The organism is Psychrobacter sp. ANT_H56B (assembly GCF_008369245.1).
GTDB lineage: Bacteria > Pseudomonadota > Gammaproteobacteria > Pseudomonadales > Moraxellaceae > Psychrobacter > Psychrobacter cryohalolentis.
The window spans coordinates 1-18,162 of the sequence record NZ_VOBF01000012.1 but is presented as its reverse complement, the minus strand read 5'-3'; the positions used below and the strand labels follow the sequence as shown (position 1 = coordinate 18,162).

The 18,162-nt window shown below is 43.7% G+C and carries 16 protein-coding genes; 11 read left to right on the top strand and 5 right to left on the bottom strand.

Going from position 1 to position 18,162, the window contains the following annotated elements; translation table 11 throughout:
* Window positions 1-90: 90 nt before the first annotated feature.
* The 10 genes from FQ082_RS12020 to FQ082_RS11975 all read left to right on the top strand — a co-directional run bounded on the left by FQ082_RS12020 (window position 91) and on the right by FQ082_RS11975 (window position 13,102).
* Entirely contained in the window at window positions 91-837 is a 747-nt protein-coding gene (locus FQ082_RS12020; protein WP_011512705.1) for an amino acid ABC transporter permease, read from the top strand.
* A complete protein-coding gene (locus tag FQ082_RS12015) occupies window positions 834-1,502 on the top strand; it encodes an ABC transporter permease subunit (protein WP_149493259.1) in 669 nt (222 codons plus the stop codon). The genes FQ082_RS12020 and FQ082_RS12015 overlap by 4 nt, the downstream gene beginning before the upstream one ends.
* Before the next feature lie 183 nt (window positions 1,503-1,685).
* Window positions 1,686-2,405: an amino acid ABC transporter ATP-binding protein gene (locus FQ082_RS12010; protein ID WP_188018955.1), complete on the top strand. Its 720-nt coding sequence runs from the start codon at window positions 1,686-1,688 to the stop codon at window positions 2,403-2,405.
* A gap of 178 nt (window positions 2,406-2,583) precedes the next feature.
* The gene (locus FQ082_RS12005; RefSeq protein ID WP_149493257.1) at window positions 2,584-3,819 is read left to right on the top strand and encodes an FAD-dependent oxidoreductase; all 1,236 of its coding nucleotides are present in this window, start codon (window positions 2,584-2,586) and stop codon (window positions 3,817-3,819) included.
* A 340-nt stretch (window positions 3,820-4,159) separates the two neighbouring features.
* The gene (locus FQ082_RS12000) at window positions 4,160-5,914 is read left to right on the top strand and encodes an AMP-binding protein (RefSeq protein ID WP_149493256.1); all 1,755 of its coding nucleotides are present in this window, start codon (window positions 4,160-4,162) and stop codon (window positions 5,912-5,914) included.
* A gap of 125 nt (window positions 5,915-6,039) precedes the next feature.
* Window positions 6,040-7,650: a carboxyl transferase domain-containing protein gene (locus FQ082_RS11995; RefSeq protein ID WP_149493255.1), complete on the top strand. Its 1,611-nt coding sequence runs from the start codon at window positions 6,040-6,042 to the stop codon at window positions 7,648-7,650.
* Window positions 7,651-7,711: 61 nt separating this feature from the next.
* Window positions 7,712-8,518 carry an enoyl-CoA hydratase/isomerase family protein gene (locus FQ082_RS11990; protein ID WP_011512711.1) on the top strand — a complete coding sequence of 269 codons (807 nt, stop codon included), beginning with the start codon at window positions 7,712-7,714 and terminating at the stop codon, window positions 8,516-8,518.
* 137 nt (window positions 8,519-8,655) lie between these two features.
* Window positions 8,656-10,770, top strand: a complete 2,115-nt coding sequence (locus tag FQ082_RS11985) for an acetyl/propionyl/methylcrotonyl-CoA carboxylase subunit alpha (RefSeq protein WP_149493254.1) — start codon at window positions 8,656-8,658, stop codon at window positions 10,768-10,770.
* A 14-nt stretch (window positions 10,771-10,784) separates the two neighbouring features.
* A complete protein-coding gene (locus FQ082_RS11980; RefSeq protein ID WP_149493253.1) occupies window positions 10,785-11,705 on the top strand; it encodes a hydroxymethylglutaryl-CoA lyase in 921 nt (306 codons plus the stop codon).
* Between the two features lie 209 nt (window positions 11,706-11,914).
* Window positions 11,915-13,102: an isovaleryl-CoA dehydrogenase gene (locus FQ082_RS11975; protein WP_149493252.1), complete on the top strand. Its 1,188-nt coding sequence runs from the start codon at window positions 11,915-11,917 to the stop codon at window positions 13,100-13,102.
* A 231-nt stretch (window positions 13,103-13,333) separates the two neighbouring features.
* Here FQ082_RS11975 and FQ082_RS11970 read toward each other — a convergent pair whose 3' ends face one another.
* Both FQ082_RS11970 and FQ082_RS11965 read right to left on the bottom strand, forming a co-directional pair.
* A complete protein-coding gene (locus FQ082_RS11970; RefSeq protein ID WP_149493251.1) occupies window positions 13,334-14,062 on the bottom strand; it encodes a pantothenate kinase in 729 nt (242 codons plus the stop codon).
* 37 nt (window positions 14,063-14,099) lie between these two features.
* Window positions 14,100-15,062, bottom strand: a complete 963-nt coding sequence (locus FQ082_RS11965; RefSeq protein ID WP_149493250.1) for a biotin--[acetyl-CoA-carboxylase] ligase — start codon at window positions 15,060-15,062, stop codon at window positions 14,100-14,102.
* A gap of 213 nt (window positions 15,063-15,275) precedes the next feature.
* Between FQ082_RS11965 and FQ082_RS11960 the strand changes: the two genes are divergently transcribed.
* Window positions 15,276-16,079, top strand: coding sequence for a sulfite exporter TauE/SafE family protein (locus FQ082_RS11960; RefSeq protein ID WP_188018954.1), 804 nt, complete (start codon window positions 15,276-15,278; stop codon window positions 16,077-16,079).
* Between the two features lie 98 nt (window positions 16,080-16,177).
* Here FQ082_RS11960 and FQ082_RS11955 read toward each other — a convergent pair whose 3' ends face one another.
* The 3 genes from FQ082_RS11955 to FQ082_RS11945 all read right to left on the bottom strand — a co-directional run.
* Entirely contained in the window at window positions 16,178-17,326 is a 1,149-nt protein-coding gene (locus FQ082_RS11955) for a DNA cytosine methyltransferase (RefSeq protein ID WP_223145363.1), read from the bottom strand.
* A gap of 11 nt (window positions 17,327-17,337) precedes the next feature.
* Window positions 17,338-17,895, bottom strand: a complete 558-nt coding sequence (locus tag FQ082_RS11950; RefSeq protein ID WP_149493247.1) for a hypothetical protein — start codon at window positions 17,893-17,895, stop codon at window positions 17,338-17,340.
* On the bottom strand, window positions 17,888-18,162 hold a 275-nt coding region (locus FQ082_RS11945), incomplete at its 5' end, for a helix-turn-helix domain-containing protein (protein ID WP_262498218.1). The genes FQ082_RS11950 and FQ082_RS11945, both read right to left, overlap by 8 nt.

The following is an 18,162-nucleotide window of genomic DNA, read 5'->3' as shown; positions in this document are numbered from 1 at the left end:
TAGCATGCTTACGCGTTCAGATTGTTTGTCAAATAATTTGATAGCAGTCTGAAAGCGTGGGCTTTTTAACCGTTGCTCGGAGAGACAATTATGAATTATAGCTGGAACTGGGGTGTGCTCTTTGAGCAGACCGGTATCGGTAGCGAGCTGTATATCCATTGGATGATTACTGGTCTTGGCTGGTTGTTATTGATTGGCAGTATTGCATGGGCAATCGCCATGGTGGTTGGTACTATTTTTGGCATCATGCGTACCTTGCCGAATAAAGGCGCACGTGCTATCGGTACTGCTTATGTGACGTTTTTCCGCAATATCCCTTTATTGGTACAATTATTTTTCTGGTTTTATATCGCTCCAGGTTGGCTAACGCCATCCATACAAGAGTGGTGGTATAAAGACTTGTCTCCCAATACCTCAGCCATGCTGTCAGCCAGTATCGGTCTTGGTTTATTTACCGCAGCTCGTATTGTTGAACAAGTACGTACTGGTATCGAGTCACTACCTCAAGGGCAAATCAATGCTGCCTACGCGCTTGGCTTTAGTATCCCGCAAGCCTATAAAGAAGTACTGCTGCCACAAGCGTTTCGAATTATCTTACCGCCGCTGAGCTCAGAGCTGACCAACTGCTTTAAAAACGCCTCAGTTGCGTCTTTGGTTGGGGTAATGGAGCTGATCAGTCAGACCAAAACCATCAGTGAATATACCCAAAACAGTCTTGAAATTTATACCTATGCGACCATTATTTATCTGGTGTTTAATCTGTCTTTAATTGCCATTATGGGGCTAATTGAACGTAAATTGCGTGTGCCTGGGCTAATTGCAGGGAGTCAAAAATGAATATGACCGAACTTGCAACTGCCTATCCCGGCTTGATGGGTGGCATGCTGACGACTTTAAAAGTATTATTTTTAGCAATCTTAGGCGGTCTCAGCTTAGGGACGGTATTGGCTTTGATGCGTTTGTCTGGTATCAAAGCGCTTGAGATACCTGCAAAGCTATACGTCAATTATTTTCGTTCTGTGCCATTGCTGCTCGTACTGCTCTGGTTTTATTTTGCCGTACCGATGATTTATTTTTGGGTCGCTGGTAAATATCTGCAACTCGATACAGCCTTTACCTCGTGTGTGGTCGCCTTTATGCTGTTTGAAGCGGCATATTTTTCAGAGGTGGTGCGTGCGGGTATCCAATCTATCGGTAGTGGGCAGGTCAATGCTGCCAAAGCGCTTGGCATGACCTATGGGCAAACGATGCGCTTGATTATTTTGCCGCAGGCGTTTCGCAAGATGCTACCGCTGATTTTGCAGCAATGTATTATTTTATTCCAAGATACGACATTGGTTTTTGCCATTGGCTTGACGGATTTTTTCCGCGCCGCCTATGTGCGCGGTGAGCTGATGGGCTTATTGACGCCCTATATATTAGGAGCAGGTGCTGTTTATTTTATTATCAGTTTGAGTGCCTCTATTGGCGTACAACAAGTACAAAAGCGTTTAAGATTCTAATGATCTTTAATAAATTCGTATCGGAACCTGTACGTTAAGAGCTATATTTAATAATGATGAAAATAATGTGGTTAGGAGCCAGTGATGAATGAGCCAGTAATGAATAATACTGACACGTATATAAATGAATTTGGCGGACTGGTCACTAACACTGGTCATGCAAGCGATGAAATCGTCATCCAAATGAGTGATGTGAGCAAATGGTATGGTGATTTTCAAGTATTGTCTGGCTGTAGTGCCCATGTGCATAAAGGCGATGTCGTCGTCGTTTGTGGTCCATCAGGCAGCGGCAAGTCGACCTTAATAAAAACGGTTAATGGACTAGAGCCTTTTCAAAAAGGCGAGATTATGGTCAGCGGTATCTCCGTTGGCGCGCCAAAAACCAACTTGCCAAAATTACGTAGTAGTGTCGGCATGGTCTTTCAGCACTTTGAGCTGTTCCCGCATCTGACGATTGTTGATAATCTGACTGTCGCGCAAATCAAAGTATTGGGACGTAAAGAAGCGGAAGCCAAGCAAAAAGCCATGGCATATCTAGACCGCGTCGGGCTAACGGTGCAAGCAGCAAAGTATCCAGCTGAGCTGTCCGGTGGGCAGCAGCAGCGTGTCGCGATTGCACGTGCGTTAGCAATGGATCCAGTGGCGATGCTCTTTGATGAGCCAACTTCAGCACTTGACCCTGAGATGATTCAAGAAGTGCTTGATGTCATGGTTGAGCTAACCCGTGAGGGCATGACGATGATGTGTGTTACCCATGAGATGGGCTTTGCCAGTCAGGTGGCCAATCGGATTGTCTTTATGGATGAAGGTCATATCGTTGAAAACTGTAGCAAGGATGAGTTTTTTGAAAGCGCGAAAAGTGACCGCGCGCAAATGTTCTTATCAAAGATTCTCAATCATTAAGGCAGTCATTTAGAGTTGATTTATTTAGAGCGCCTATTAATAGGCGCTTTTTTTATTGTAAGCGACTTTATAAACGCCTACGTGAGTGAATACCTGTTTACTGATACAATGGCAGCAACTATCATAAACAGCCACTATCATAAAAACAATATAATCTCTCATCTATCATGGAGTCAGTATGAGCACAGAAACTACATTTCCTATTACTACAGCAACAGACGCCAAAGGTATTGTCATCATTGGTGCAGGTTTAGCCGGCTGGCACGTGATTGATGCCATTCGTGCCAAAGACAAAGATGTGTCGATTACTCTAATCACCACAGACAATGGCGATCGTTATCATAAGCCGATGCTTACCATGGCAATCAGCCAAAACAAGCAGGCATCAGACTTGGTACGCGCGACTGGCGCTGATGCGGCAGAAGCGGCACAAGTGACCTTACTCGCCAATACGCAAGTCACGGACATTGATGCTGCTGCGCAAACGGTACAGCTTATCTCAGCGCTGCGCTCAGATCCTGTTTATACCAATTATGCAACCATCAGCTATGACAAGCTGGTCTTAGCGATGGGTGCTCATCCTATTTTCCCTAAGAGTTTGCCGCAAGATTTGGTATGGCATGTCAATCATATTGAGCGTTTTGGGCAGCTACAAGAAAAGCTGGCAGCTGGCAGTCAGCACGTGGCGATTGTCGGTGCGGGTATGATAGGCACTGAGATTGCTGAGGACTTGCTCAAGGCGGGTCATGAGGTGACCTTAATTGATTTAAATGATGCGCCGCTATCGCAAATGCTACCGCCAAAAGCGACAGCTCGTATTGCCAAAGCAGTGCAGTCGCAGGGTATTAATTTCTTAGGCGGTTATCAAGTATCCGATGTCATACGTAATGATGACGGTAAGCTGCAAGTTAGCTATGAGCCATTTACTCCTAATGGAGAAGATACAGATGCTCAGTCATTTGAGATGTTAATCGTCGACCATGTGATTGCCAGCACGGGTCTGACCGTTGATGGTAAATTACCAACAGCAGCTGGAGTTGAGTTCAACCATCGCACTGGTATCGTGGTAGATGCGCCAACACTACGAACCAATACCAATAATATTTATGCGATTGGTGATTGTATGTCTATCAATGGTGTTGCCTGCCGTTATGTAGCGCCACTACGTGCGCAAGCAGCAACGATTGCTGATGATGTATTAGGTTTAGAGCATAGCGGTTATGAGCATAAGCCACCGATGATTCGTTTAAAGAATAAAGCCATCTCAGTGATGGCAACGGGCGTGCCGCAAGCAAACGGCAACTGGCAAGTAACCACTGAAACTGAAGACGAGCTTATTATGAATTTACTCAATGATAATAATGAAGTCAGCGCAACCGTTACTATTAAGGCGCCGCCAATTGTATCAGTGTAGTAATTATCACATTGCCTGTAGTTTATGGTCTTAGTTTGTTAAACATGCATCATGTTTTTAAGTTGAAGATACTCTAAAATTTAGCGCTAAAAAAAGCCAGCCACTTATACATAGCGTGACTGGCTTTTTTGTGTCAAATATCTGCCATATTTTTATGCTATCTTTAATAAATCCTCACCATTGGGTTCTAATTAAATGATACATATTGTATTACTATTATTGACAGCATTCGATTTAAGGCGGTATAGTAGCTAACGCTAGTCGAGACCTGTTCAAGGAAGAATGAATGGGTGGCAGGCGACTAATAAGCATTATAAAAAGTAAAACGAAAGGACTCGTTATGACTCAAAATATCCATTTTGATACCATTCTAAATAATATCCCCTCTATCAATATGGGCGCACGTTCGGCAAATGCGCCATTGACTCAAAGCTATGATAAAGGTCCTGATGTGCCGCTGATTGAAGCGACCATCGGTGATTTCTTTGATGCTATCGTCTCCAAATATCCTGAACGCGAAGCGCTGGTCGTCTGCCATCAAAATATTCGCTGGACATATCAACAGCTGCAACAGCAAGTCAATCAGTTAGCGAGCAGCATGATCGAAATGGGACTTGAGATTGGTGACCGTATCGGTATCTGGTCGCACAACAATGCTGAATGGCTTTTGATGCAATTAGCAACTGCCAAGGTTGGCATCATTTTAGTCAATATCAATCCTGCTTATCGTGTTTTTGAGCTGCAATATGCGCTAAATAAATTGGGCTGCTCGGCATTGGTGCTCATGCGCCATTTTAAAAGTAGTGACTATGCCAGCTTAATCCGTGAGATGTGTCCTGAGATTTACCACAAAAATTACACTCAACTGGATTTGGTCGAGATTCCAACGATTGAGCGCATCATTTGGATTGATGAACCAAACAGCGATGAAGAGTTTGGATTTATGCAGAAGTTTTCTGCATGGATGGCAGAAGGTGATGCCAATGATCCGCGTATCGCTGAGCGTCAAGCTCAGCTTAAAAATACTGACGCCATTAACGTACAGTTTACCAGTGGTACAACGGGTACACCGAAAGGCGCAACTTTAAGCCATCGTAATATATTAAATAACGGCTATTTCATCGGTGAAGCGATGAATTTCACTGAAGAGGATAGACTGTGTATTCCAGTGCCTTTATATCATTGCTTTGGTATGGTGCTTGGCAATTTAGCCATTCTTACTCATGGCGGTTGTATCGTTTATCCAAATGATGGTTTTGAGCCATTATCAGTATTACAAGCAGTTGAACAGGAAAAATGTACGGGTTTACATGGCGTACCGACGATGTTTATCGCTGAGCTTGACCATCCGGAGTTTAAAAATTTCGACTTATCGACCTTGCGTACTGGCATTATGGCAGGCTCTAGTTGTCCGATTGAGATCATGCGCCGTGTCATCGATGAGATGCACATGAAAGAGGTCAACATTGCTTATGGCATGACTGAAACCAGCCCAGTATCCTGTCAAACCAATGAACATACACCACTTGATAAGCAAGTCTCGACCGTGGGACTCGTGCAGCCAGCGCTTGAAGTCAAAGTAATTGATACTGAAACAGGTGATATTGTGCCCTTAGGCGAAACTGGCGAGTTACTCACCCGTGGTTATTCGGTGATGAAAGGCTATTGGGGCAGTCGCTTTAAAACGCGTGAAGCGATTCAAGATGGCTGGATGCACACTGGTGACTTGGCGACCATGGACGAAGATGGCTATGTCAAAATCGTCGGTCGTAGTAAAGATATGGTCATCCGCGGCGGTGAAAATATTTATCCGGTCGAAATTGAAAACTATCTATATCGTCATCCTAAAATCCGTGATGTGCAAATTGTTGGCGTTCCTGATGAAAAGTATGGTGAAGTATTGGCTGCTTGGATTATACCTAAAGAAGCTGGCAGCTTAACGGAAGAAGAAGTCCGTCAATTCTGTAGTGAGCATATTGCTCATTATAAAGTGCCAGCCTATTATCGCTTTGTGACCGAATACCCAATGACCATCACTGGTAAAATTCAGAAATATAAAATTATTGAGCAAATGAGAGAAGAGTTAGGATTATAAAAAATTGAGCCGTTTTACTTCTTATTTTACTAATAAATTTTTCAGTAAATATTAAAATAACCAGTAGTTAAAAAAATTCGCATAAAAAAGCTACTCGCATTTACGCATTAAAGAAAAGGGATATCATGAGCGCTATCATAACCAGTAAACTGAGTCCAAATGCCGCTGAATTTCAGCAGAACAGTGCTGCAATGCAAGAGGTCGTCGATGACTTGTATCAGCATCTGCGTAAAGTCGCCCAAGGTGGTTCAGAGCGTGCACGCGCCAAGCATTTAGCACGTGGTAAGCTACTACCTCGTGAGCGTGTCGAGCGTTTGCTTGATGTTGGTACGCCATTTTTAGAAGTGGCTCCGATGGCGGCGCACGATATGTATGGTGAAGATATTCCAGCGGCGGGCGTGATTGCTGGTATCGGTCGTATCAATGGCATCGAGTGTATGATTGTCTGTAATGATGCTACCGTAAAAGGCGGCACTTACTACCCAATGACGGTCAAAAAACATCTACGTGCCCAAGAAATTGCCCAAGAAAACAATTTGCCTTGTGTCTACTTAGTCGATTCTGGCGGTGCAAACTTGCCCAATCAGGATGAAGTATTCCCTGATAAAGAGCACTTTGGCCGTATCTTTTTTAATCAGGCCAATATGAGTGCCGCTGGCATTCCACAGATTGCAGTGGTTATGGGTAGCTGCACCGCTGGCGGGGCATACGTGCCAGCGATGAGTGATGAATCTATCATTGTTAAAGAACAAGGAACTATCTTTTTAGGTGGTCCGCCACTGGTCAAAGCCGCAACAGGTGAAGAAGTCACAGCAGAAGATTTGGGCGGCGGCGATGTACATACCCGTCTGTCGGGGGTGGTCGATCATTTGGCGCAAAACGATACCCATGCGTTATCAATCGCGCGTAATATCGTTAGCCACTTAAACCGTTCTGCTAAACAGATTCCAAATCAAATAAAACCACGTCCACCGCGCTATGATGCTAAAGAACTATACGGCGTCATTCCAACTGATAAGCGTAAGCCATTTGATATTAGAGAAATTATCACTCGTATCGTTGATGATAGTGCCTTTGATGAATTTAAAGCGCGCTTTGGCACGACATTAGTATGTGGTTTTGCTCATATTGAAGGTATGCCAGTTGGCATTATTGCCAATAATGGCATCTTATTTAGTGAATCGGCGCAAAAAGGTACGCACTTTATTGAGCTGTGCTGTAAACGCAAAATTCCTTTAATATTCCTACAAAACATCACCGGCTTTATGGTCGGGCGAAAATACGAAAACGAAGGTATTGCCCGTCATGGTGCCAAGATGGTGATGGCGGTAGCGAATGCCAAAGTACCAAAATTCACCGTTATCGTTGGTGGCTCATTCGGTGCGGGTAACTACGGTATGTGTGGACGTGCTTATAGCCCGCGCTTCTTATGGATGTGGCCAAATGCGCGCATTTCTGTGATGGGCGGCGAGCAAGCAGCGTCGGTACTAGCAACGGTTAAGCGCGATAACTTTGACCGCAAAGGCGAAGCGTGGAGCGATGAAGACGAAGCAGCATTTAAAGCGCCGATTCGTGAGATGTACGAAGAGCAAGGTCATCCTTATTATGCTACCGCTCGTTTATGGGATGATGGCGTGATTGACCCTGCTGATACCCGTAATGTGTTGGCATTAGCGCTTAGCGCAGCTCATAACGCACCGATTGAAGAGACAAAATTTGGTGTCTTTAGAATGTAGCAATGAACGGTATATTGACAGTCATTTAGTGCTCATCAATACATAAAATATAGAGAAAGATATGCAACAAAATTTGAATCATTATAAAAGTCTATTGGTTAACGTTGAGCAGCACGTTGCAACAGTAACCTTGAATCGCCCTGAGATACGTAACGCCTTTAATGATGAAATGATTGCTGAGTTGACCCATGCTTTCAAGACGCTTGGCGAGGATGAGCAAGTACGCGTTATCGTTTTAGCAGCGGCCGGTAAAGCGTTCTGTGCGGGTGCCGATTTGAATTGGATGCGCGCCATGGCGGATTATAGCTATGAGGAAAACCTAGCGGATGCGGACAAATTGGCACAAATGCTTAAGACTATTTATGAATGCCCAAAACCAACGATAGCGGCGGTACAAGGGGATGTTTATGCAGGCGGCATGGGTTTGGTTGCTGTCTGTGATGTAGCTATCGCGGTGAGAATTGCCAATTTCTGTCTTAGCGAAGTGCGTCTGGGCTTAGCACCAGCAACCATTAGCCCTTATGTGATTAGAGCTTTAGGTGCCAGAGCCTCACAGCGTTATTTTCTCAGTGCGGAAGTATTTGATAGCAAAAAAGCCCGTCAGCTTGGCTTTATCCATGAACGCGTCAGTGAAGAGTCGCTTGATGATGCAGTTGCAGAATTTTGTGCCAAAGTCGTTAAAAATAGCCCTGAGGCTATGAAAACCTGCAAGCGCTTATTGCATGAAGTCGCGGGCGCACCGATTACCGATGAACTAATTGCCGATACAGTCAAAGGCATCGCTGATATTCGCTCATCAGAGCAAGGTAAAGAGGGTGTGCAAGCATTTTTGCAAAAGCGCCAACCTGATTGGCTAGTAGCAAAATAGCCATGTATCAATAAAAAATATTTTTGCTAAATTGCCAATGAATACTAAAACCAGTTTAGCGTAAACAGTCATACGTGAATATCATCCTACCGTTTGATTATTTATCAACGATAAAACGACAAGATACAGGGATAGTTATGTTTTCTAAAATTTTGATCGCCAACCGTGGTGAAATTGCTTGCCGAGTTGCCGCGACTGCCAAGCGTTTGGGTGTAAGTACCGTTGCGGTTTATTCTGATGCTGACCGTGAGGCTAAGCATGTGGCTGTCTGTGATGAAGCCGTATATCTAGGTGGTTCGGCTCCCAAAGACAGCTACCTAAAAGGCGATGCTATTATTGCCATTGCAAAAGAGACCGGCGCACAAGCGATTCACCCAGGTTATGGATTTTTAAGTGAAAACGCGGACTTTGCCCAAGCTTGTCAAGATGCTGACTTGGTCTTCATCGGTCCATCTGCAGACGCTATCCGTGCCATGGGCGGAAAATCTGAGTCCAAGCGTTTAATGGAAGTGGCAGGCGTGCCACTGATACCCGGCTATCATGGTAAAAATCAAGATGCCCAGTTTTTACAACAGCAAGCCGATAGCATTGGCTATCCTGTACTGATCAAAGCCAGTGCTGGTGGTGGTGGTAAAGGTATGCGTATCGTTGAGCAGTCCAGTGACTTTATTGATTTATTAGAATCTTGTCGACGTGAAGCGATTACCAGTTTCGGTAACGACCAAGTATTGGTCGAAAAATATGCCCTAAAACCGCGCCATATCGAGATTCAAGTCTTCGGTGATACGCATGGCAACTATGTGCATCTGTTTGAGCGTGATTGCTCGGTACAACGTCGCCATCAAAAGGTATTAGAAGAAGCGCCGGCACCGGGTGTCGATGCGGCGATGCGTGAAGCAATGGGAACAGCGGCAATTGAAGCTGCACGTGCGGTCAATTATTTTGGCGCAGGCACGGTTGAGTTCATCGTTGAGCAGCGCGAAGGTTCGATGAATTTTTATTTTATGGAAATGAATACCCGTCTGCAGGTTGAACATCCGGTCAGTGAAGCTATCTCTGGCGTCGACTTGGTCGAATGGCAGCTATTGGTTGCGGCAGGTTTGCCATTACCGAAAAAACAGGAAGAGCTGGCTATCAACGGTCATGCGATTGAAGCGCGTATTTGTGCTGAAAATCCTGACAATGGTTTTTTACCAGCCACAGGCACCTTATTTACTTATCAAAAGCCTGAGCATAGTACTTTCGTCATTAATAAGAACAGCACGGATGTGCGTATCGATGATGGCGTACGCGAAGGCGATGTGATTAGCCCATTCTATGATTCTATGATTGCTAAGCTTATCGTTCATGCGCCTACTCGCGAGCAAGCGTTAGCCAAGCTTGATCGTGCACTCGCGCAAACGCGCATCGTCGGTCTGCCAAATAACGTCGCATTTTTGCGCTATATTCTTAATACGGAATCGTTTAGCCAAGCCAATCTTGATACTGCGTTGATTGAGCGTGAGCGTGAGCAGCTGTTTGATCAGCATCCGCTTGAGTTATCGACGCTTGCGGTTACTGCTATTGCGCAGCAGCTTGCCAATGAAGCGACAACGCAAGGGTCAGATCCTTTTAGCAAGCCTACGGGTTTCCGTGCCTTTAGCGATTATACGCGCTCGTTTAGCTTAGTTTATAATGAGCAATCTTATAAAGCTCTTATTAGCAACTGGCACAATGCAAGTTGTTCAGATAACAAAAAAGGCAGTGATGACCTTAGTAGATTTACGCTAGTTATTGGGAAAGAAGTTGCTAACACTCAAGATAATAGCAACGCTAATGTAGCTGCCCAGACAGAAACTGTCTATGAAGGTCAAGTCAGCTATAGCAGTATTGATGCACACAATCATACCTTGTGGTTAGATGGTGCTCGTATCAACGCCCAAAGCTGGACAAACCATGAGACCGTCTATGTCTTTACTGATAACGGACGAGATGAGATTATCCTCGTTGATATCATGGCGCACGTTGGCGAAGAGAATGCGGCTGTTGGCAGTTTGAAATCACCAATGCCAGGGCAAGTCGTGGCCTTCAAAGTTGCAGTTGGCGATACGGTGAAGAAAGGCGAGCCATTGGCTGTCATTGAAGCGATGAAAATCGAACATACTATTACGGCACCGACAGATGGCGTGGTTGCAGAACTATTATTTGGCGCAGGTGACTTGGTTGCTGATGGTGATGAGCTGCTGCGTATCGATAGCCAAGAGAATCAGTAAAAAGGACAATCCGTATGAGTATCTCGTACCCAAAACATGTCACCATCGTCGATGTCAGTCCACGTGATGGCTTGCAAAATGAAGCCATGACCGTGCCGACTGCGGTTAAGCAAAGGCTTATAAGTGACTTGATTGCCGCAGGGGTTAAAAAGCTTGAGGCTACTAGCTTTGTCTCGCCAAAGTGGGTACCGCAAATGGGCGACAATAGCACGCTGTTAGAGGCACTTGCAGCCACACGCCACAGTGATGTGAGCTATTCGGTATTGGTGCCCAATATGCGCGGTTTTGAAAATGCTATCGTGCATCGTCCTGATGAGATCGTCATCTTTGGCTCAGCAAGCGAAACCTTTAGCCAAAAAAACATTAATTGTAGTATTGATGAAAGTATTGAGCGTTTTGCACCAGTGGCTGCCGCGGCTAAAGCGCAAGGTATCAAAGTACGCGGCGTTATCTCTTGCACGGTCGGTTGCCCCTATGAAGGCGAAATTGACCCACGCCAAGTGGCTTATGTCACCAAGCGTTTGGTTGAGATAGGCTCGGAGCAGATTGGCATTGCTGATACCATCGGCGTTGGTACGCCACTCAAAGTACAGCGTGCGTTACAAGCAGCGTTAGAGTACGCTGATATCAGTATGCTATCGGGACATTTTCACGATACTTACGGTCAAGCGTTAAGTAATACCTTAGCTGCCTTACAAATGGGTGTCAGTGAATTTGATACCTCTGTCGCTGGACTTGGTGGTTGTCCTTATGCCAAAGGCGCAACGGGCAATGTCGCTACTGAAGATGTGGTTTATATGCTGCATGGTATGGGTATCAGTACTGGTATTGATTTAGATAAATTGGTCGTAGCAGGTGAGCGTATCAGTGAGTTTTTAGGTCGTCCTAATGGCTCAAACGTGGCACGTGCTTTAATTAACAAACGTCAGTCTTAACTAATTTCATTAAGAATATAGTTAGTCATAAGCTAAATGAATAGATAGATAGATAGATAGATAGGTTTATGGCTGGGACAAATTTTTTGAAGCCTCTGGAGTGACGAAGTTGCACAGCAAGCGAGGAAAATTTTTCCCAGCTATATCATCTATTTTTAAATTGACACAGCGCTAGTAAAAAATTAAACATCAAAATACAAGGAATGGCTATGAGTTTACCTGGATTGAATTTTCAGCTTGGCGAAGATATCGATGCCTTACGTGATATGGTACAACAGTTTGCGGCTAATGAAATAGCCCCACGTGCTGCCGAGATTGACAGTAGCGATGAGTTCCCAATGGATTTGTGGCAAAAGATGGGTGATTTAGGTTTGCATGGCATTACTGTTCCTGAAGAGTACGGCGGCTCTAACATGGGTTACGTTGCTCATATGGTCGCAATGGAAGAGATTAGCCGTGCTTCTGCCTCTGTAGCGCTGAGCTATGGTGCGCACTCAAACCTATGTATCAACCAAATCAAACGTAATGGTTCAGAGGAACAAAAGCAAAAATATCTGCCAAAACTCATTAGCGGTGAATTCATCGGTGCACTAGCGATGAGTGAAACCGGTGCGGGATCAGATGTCGTTAGTATGAAGCTAAAAGCCGAAGAAAAAGATGGCAGTTACGTGTTGAATGGTAGCAAAATGTGGATTACCAATGGTCCTGATGCTGACGTGATGGTGGTTTATGCTAAGACCAATCCAGAAATGGGTGCGAAAGGCATGACGGCATTTATCGTTGAAAAAGGCATGGCAGGCTTTGGCACCGCTCAAAAGCTAGACAAACTCGGCATGCGCGGTAGTCATACTGGTGAGATGACTTTTGACAATGTTGAAGTACCTAAAGAGAATATCCTAGGCGGCCTCAACGAAGGCGTTAAGGTATTGATGAGCGGTCTTGATTATGAGCGTGCAGTATTGGCGGCAGGTCCTATCGGTATCATGCAAGCGGTGATGGATAACGTCGTTCCTTATATCCATGATCGTAAGCAGTTTGGGCAAGCGATTGGTGAGTTTCAGCTTATCCAAGGTAAAGTCGCGGATATGTATACCATCTTGCAAGCAGGGCGTAGCTTCTTATACACCGTTGGTAAAAATCTCGATATGTTAGATCAGCGCGGTGCAGGTCACAGTCGAGAAGTACGCAAAGATTGCGCCAGTGTGATTTTATGGTGTGCCGAAAAAGCCACGTGGATGGCAGGCGAGGGTATTCAAATATTTGGTGGTAATGGCTATACCAACGAATATCCACTTGGTCGTTACTGGCGCGATGCCAAGCTTTATGAGATTGGCGCGGGTACCAGTGAGATTCGCCGTATGCTGGTTGGTCGTGAATTGTTTAACGAGACTAAGTAAGAATTATTGAGTGTTCATTAGATATTAAGTTCAAAATAAAATGGATACATTAATATCCTCGTGCTAATGGGCTAAATTTTTCTTGCGTGCTGTTCGCAGGCGTAACAGAGTCCGCCAATAGCTCATCCCTTTAGCACTCTGTATTGCTCTCAAATCAAATAGACATAAAAAAGCAGGACGTTTTAAGCGTCCTGCTTTTTTAATTTCTAGCTTATAAAAAATTTTCAGTCATCATGCCTGTTTACTATGATCAAAATAGCGCGCCAGACCATTTAATAATAAATCGTCACGCAGGCGCACTGGGCGGTTGACGTGTTGGGCGATAATAGCTGCATCACCGCCAGTCATGATCACTTCAAAGTTGGGATGACGTGTGCTAATCTCGTTAATAGCACCGACGATAGATAGTAGTATCCCGCGATGTACCGCGTCTTGCGTGGTGAGACCTTGGCTAACATTATCAAAAGTACCGTTAGAGATGGTGATTTGCTTGGTCCCAGAAAATAGCGACTCGCGCTGAAGATAAATACTAGGGAAGATATAACCGCCCAAATGCTCAGCATGGTCAATCAAATCAATGGTCACCGCCGTGCCACAGCCAATCACACATTGACGTTTGGTTCTATCCACCGCGCCGAGCATCTGTAGCCAGCGATCACAGCCGAGCTGCTCATCATTATAAGCGCTTTTCATCAGCGGATAATTGGCATCGACATGGACAAATTCAAACGGAATATCAAGGCGACTGAGTGTCTCTGAGACTTTGACATTGAGATCATCGCCGAGCACCGATGAGATACCGATAAAGTCAGGGGCATAACGCTCAAAGCGGTCGGTCAAACCCATGAGTAATTCGGCAGGTGCTTGCAAATGTTGCTTGGCATCATGTGAGACTATCTGTCCGATATCATCGGTCAGCCAGTATTTAAGGCGGGTGTTGCCGAGATCAAGCCAGAGCATAAAATTCCCTTTAGATAGAGCGCATTCAGTAAATGCTTTAAGCGTTATCAATAACGTCGATGCGTCCGGTAAAAAGCGCAGAAATATTACCGTTATCTTGGCGTAATTGCAAACATCCATGTGTATCAATACCGCAAGCATAGCCAGTGAGCGTCTCTGTTTGACCGTTGTGCTCTTGAGTAATACGTAAGCGCCGTCCTGCTAGTGCATCCATTGAGTCAAATTGCTGTAAAAAGCTGTCTAGATTATAGGTTTGACCAGTTGGCTTTTCTAACCCTAAATGCTCAAAGCGTGTCATTGCTGCCATTAATGCTTTGCTCATTTGTTGATAAAGCGCTCGTAGACTTGGCAGCGCACTTACTGTTTTATCTGGCTCTAGCAGCTGCTCGATATCTTGTAAGCTAATGGCTTGGTAGCTCATACCTTCGCAGGTTTGGGCAGTAAGCTTGGGAGTTGCTTGTACATTAAGACCAACTCCCATCACCACGCCGACCAATTTTCCCGCTTGGGTAACGGGCTCAATTAATATACCAGCAAGTTTGCTAAATGGAGTGATTTGCGTGTCAGATACGGCTCCTTCTATTTTGGAGCACGAGTGGTAAAAGCCCAAATCATTTGCCCATTTTACCCCTATAGGTGTTAAACCTTGGTTAGCTAGTTGTGCATTTAATGTTTGAATAACAGGCATTTTTGCCAGCTCAATACCGATTATTAACGACAATAAACCGCTAATCGGCATATGTACTGGATAGTATAACGATAGATAAACATTGCCACGTGGTGATTGCCATGAGCGCCCGTGTTGTCCACGACCTGCGCTTTGGGTTTCGGCAGTCAGTAAATGCATATCATGGGCATTGAGCGTGCCATCCTGTACCGCTATGATAAGCTCGCTGTTGGTCGAGACGCTGCTAAAAAGGTGCCGATGGTTAAGCTCTGGCAAATGAGTAAGCAGGTGAGACTTAGAGTCGCAGTCAGATAAAGAGTCGAGTGGCAGCATACGTTTTTTCGCTTTGGTTAATAGAGCAAAGGTGATAAATGTGGCAGGGGAAATCTTTGATATACTGAGCGATGGTCATAAATAGTCAATACAGAGTAGATAGAATAAAGGTCAATGTGCGATTTGGCAAATGCAATTAAGCGTATGATAAGTAAGTGCTAAAAAGATAAAGTAATCTAATAAAAAGACGCATGATAAAAGGCTGATTCGATGATGTTATATGTATGGTTTGTGATTGCAGGGGCGTTTGCTGGGGTCAGCGCCGGCTTGTTTGGCGTCGGTGGCGGTATGATTATCGTACCAGCATTGGTGTGGATTTTTGCGGCTTATAATTTTCCTCCTGAAGTAATCACGCATTTAGCTATTGGTACCTCACTTGCAACTATTGTTGTAACCTCAATCAGCTCAATGACAGCCCACAATAAACGTGGCGGTGTACGCTGGGAAGTATGGCGCAAGATGGCATTGGGTTTGGTCATTGGTAGTCTGGTTGGTGCCGGTATCGCGGACATGATTGATGGCAAAGTATTGCAAGCCATCATCGGTATTGGTGCATTATTGGTCGCGCTAAAAATGCTCTTTTTATCCAATAAAGAGCAGCTCGGTAAGCCGTTGCCCTCTGCTGGCGTACAATTTAGCGCGGGCACGGGCATCGGTCTGGCGTCCTCTATCTTTGGTATTGGCGGCGGTAGCTTGACCGTGCCATTTTTAAACTGGGCAGGGCTACCGATGAAGCAATCGGTCGGTACGTCTGCCGCTTGTGGTTTACCTATTGCATTGGCTGGCGCAGCAGGGTTTGCATGGTTTGGTCAAGATGTGGTTAATATGCCCGAAGGTACGATAGGCTTTGTCCATATCACAGGATTTTTATGTATTTCCGTTGCTAGCTTTGCGATGGCAAAGGTCGGTGCCAAACTTGCCCATGTACTGCCTGCGCTCACGCTTAAGCGTGCCTTTGGCATATTGTTATTATTTGCTGGCGGGCAATTATTGTTAAGTGGAATTGGGGTGGTTTAATATTCTAGACTCTTAATATCAAGATTAAGGACTGTCACTTAATTCTTACCTTATACTAAGTGAAAAAATGCTAACTTACGTAAACGTTGTTCATATCTTTAAAGTTTTTTTCTATAATTTTCATAAATCTTGTCAAGAATATTTTCAGCAATATATTCAATCACAGGAACACAGACAGCATCGCCCATAGCAAAATATCCTTTATTTGAATTGCTTGGAAGCTTGAATGATTCTCTAACGCCCTGTAACCGAGCATATTCTCTTGGAGTTAATAATCTGACACTCCATTTGTTTTCACCTGCACGTATGACTATCTGCTTACTAGAACCACCTTTCGGAGTTCTTAAACAGCCAGCAAATCCATCTGTTCTAAGTTCGGCCATTGATCTACCTTTTCTCATACGACGATATACTGTTCCATACGAATAACTTGTTCCTTGTAACATTTTATGTAAATCTAGCTTATGAGGCTCACTCATTTGTTCATATAGATGTTCTTTTCTTTCTTCATTCCACCATAAGTCTGAATCATCAGAAATATCATTATCAATGATATCCGCCAAGCGTAAAGACGATTTTTCAGGAAAAGCGAGATTTAGTAGCCCCCAGTTAAAACCTTCATTGTTTAATATTAGATTTTTTATTTTATTTGATCTTAAGGTAGGCACTCTATTAAAATCTGACCACCATGAATCAAGTACTTGATCACTATTTTTTATTCTCATTGTGTGCTCTGCTAAATCTTCTTGTATAGCTATTAGGAACACACGTGGTCGACTTTGAGCGGAAAAATTAATAGCGTCTAGCTCTATTATGTCTATAAAATAATCCAGCTCGCTAAAAGACTGAATAGTTTTCTCGATATCTTTTCCTTTATTGGATGTCAAAAACCCTTTTACATTCTCTAGTAAAACTACCTTCGGTGCCGCATTTAATTTTTTCTTATCATTGAGGATTTCAATTAAGGCATTTAAGGTGCCTGACTGTTTGCCAGCTAAACCTGCTTGGTTACCTGCAACTGACAAGTCTGTACAAGGAAAGGATGCAGTATATAAGAAAGCATCATTTGGAATGATATTTGGATTTTCTACTATATCCCAAATATCTCCTAACCAAAAATCATTATCACCAAAGTTTTCAACATAAGTTTCTTTCTTATCTGATGAAATATCGTTGGCCAATATACATTTCCAGTTTGAATTACTAAGTCCTTCACGAATTAATCCTACACCTGCAAAAAATTCCACGAATGTTTTCATTATATTACCTGGTTTAGTCTAGATATAATTTCATTATCACTAGATATGAGTTCGCCTTCTTTAATTTCCATTATTAGTATGCCGTTTTTTTCAACGTATCCACCTGAAATACTCTTCCTGAATCTTTGTCTTCTTTGGCTCTTATCTATAGAAACATCATAGTTTTTTGTATAATGAGGTTGCCATAATTTAAAGAAATTCTCAGCTAAATCTTTACCTTGTATTGCTCTTACAACAACATTTTCATAAGTTTTCGAGTACATACAAAATAAATGGTTTACCTCACAGTCTTCTATCAATTTGGAGCTTCCGGTATTTAGATGATACTGATACTCATATGAGCCGCCTTCTTTAGCTGATTTAACTTCCCAACCTTGTAAGTCTGCACCTATCAAACCACTGCCTAGTCGTTGTGTTAATAAAGCTCCAAATAACTCCCATAAAACGGAGGGGACTGAACCGGCTACTTTAAGGTTATGTGCTTCCAATAAGCTGATCTTTTCTTGGTCATATATATGGCGAGTATAGAACTGATATGCTTTGTCGATACTATCCATTGTAGTCTCCTATTTCTTCTAGAAGACTACTAGCACTAATTTTTAAGGCATCGGCAATCTTAATTATATTAAGAACACCAATATTTCTTTGACCACGTTCAACAGAACTGATATATGTTCTGTCAAGCTTAGATAACTCTGCTAACTTCTCCTGACTAATATTACGTTCGTTGCGAAAAGATTTAACCTTTTTTCCGAACTGAGATAGTATGGCTTCTTCTCTCATGATTCCTCCATTCAATAATAGAGGAATCATGTTCTTTTGTA

Excerpts from the sequence above, each read along its gene's own strand:
- FQ082_RS11995 (WP_149493255.1), top strand. The coding sequence starts at position 6,040 with ATGAGCGCTATCATAACCAGTAAACTGAGTCCAAATGCCGCTGAATTT.
- FQ082_RS12020 (WP_011512705.1), top strand. The coding sequence starts at position 91 with ATGAATTATAGCTGGAACTGGGGTGTGCTCTTTGAGCAGACCGGTATC.
- FQ082_RS12015 (WP_149493259.1), top strand. The coding sequence starts at position 834 with ATGAATATGACCGAACTTGCAACTGCCTATCCCGGCTTGATGGGTGGC.
- FQ082_RS11950 (WP_149493247.1), bottom strand. The coding sequence starts at position 17,895 with ATGGATAGTATCGACAAAGCATATCAGTTCTATACTCGCCATATATAT.
- FQ082_RS11980 (WP_149493253.1), top strand. The coding sequence starts at position 10,785 with ATGAGTATCTCGTACCCAAAACATGTCACCATCGTCGATGTCAGTCCA.
- FQ082_RS12000 (WP_149493256.1), top strand. The coding sequence starts at position 4,160 with ATGACTCAAAATATCCATTTTGATACCATTCTAAATAATATCCCCTCT.
- FQ082_RS11970 (WP_149493251.1), bottom strand. The coding sequence starts at position 14,062 with ATGCTCTGGCTTGATCTCGGCAACACCCGCCTTAAATACTGGCTGACC.
- FQ082_RS11960 (WP_188018954.1), top strand. The coding sequence starts at position 15,276 with ATGTTATATGTATGGTTTGTGATTGCAGGGGCGTTTGCTGGGGTCAGC.
- FQ082_RS11990 (WP_011512711.1), top strand. The coding sequence starts at position 7,712 with ATGCAACAAAATTTGAATCATTATAAAAGTCTATTGGTTAACGTTGAG.
- FQ082_RS12010 (WP_188018955.1), top strand. The coding sequence starts at position 1,686 with ATGAGTGATGTGAGCAAATGGTATGGTGATTTTCAAGTATTGTCTGGC.
- FQ082_RS11985 (WP_149493254.1), top strand. The coding sequence starts at position 8,656 with ATGTTTTCTAAAATTTTGATCGCCAACCGTGGTGAAATTGCTTGCCGA.
- FQ082_RS11965 (WP_149493250.1), bottom strand. The coding sequence starts at position 15,062 with ATGCTGCCACTCGACTCTTTATCTGACTGCGACTCTAAGTCTCACCTG.
- FQ082_RS11975 (WP_149493252.1), top strand. The coding sequence starts at position 11,915 with ATGAGTTTACCTGGATTGAATTTTCAGCTTGGCGAAGATATCGATGCC.
- FQ082_RS12005 (WP_149493257.1), top strand. The coding sequence starts at position 2,584 with ATGAGCACAGAAACTACATTTCCTATTACTACAGCAACAGACGCCAAA.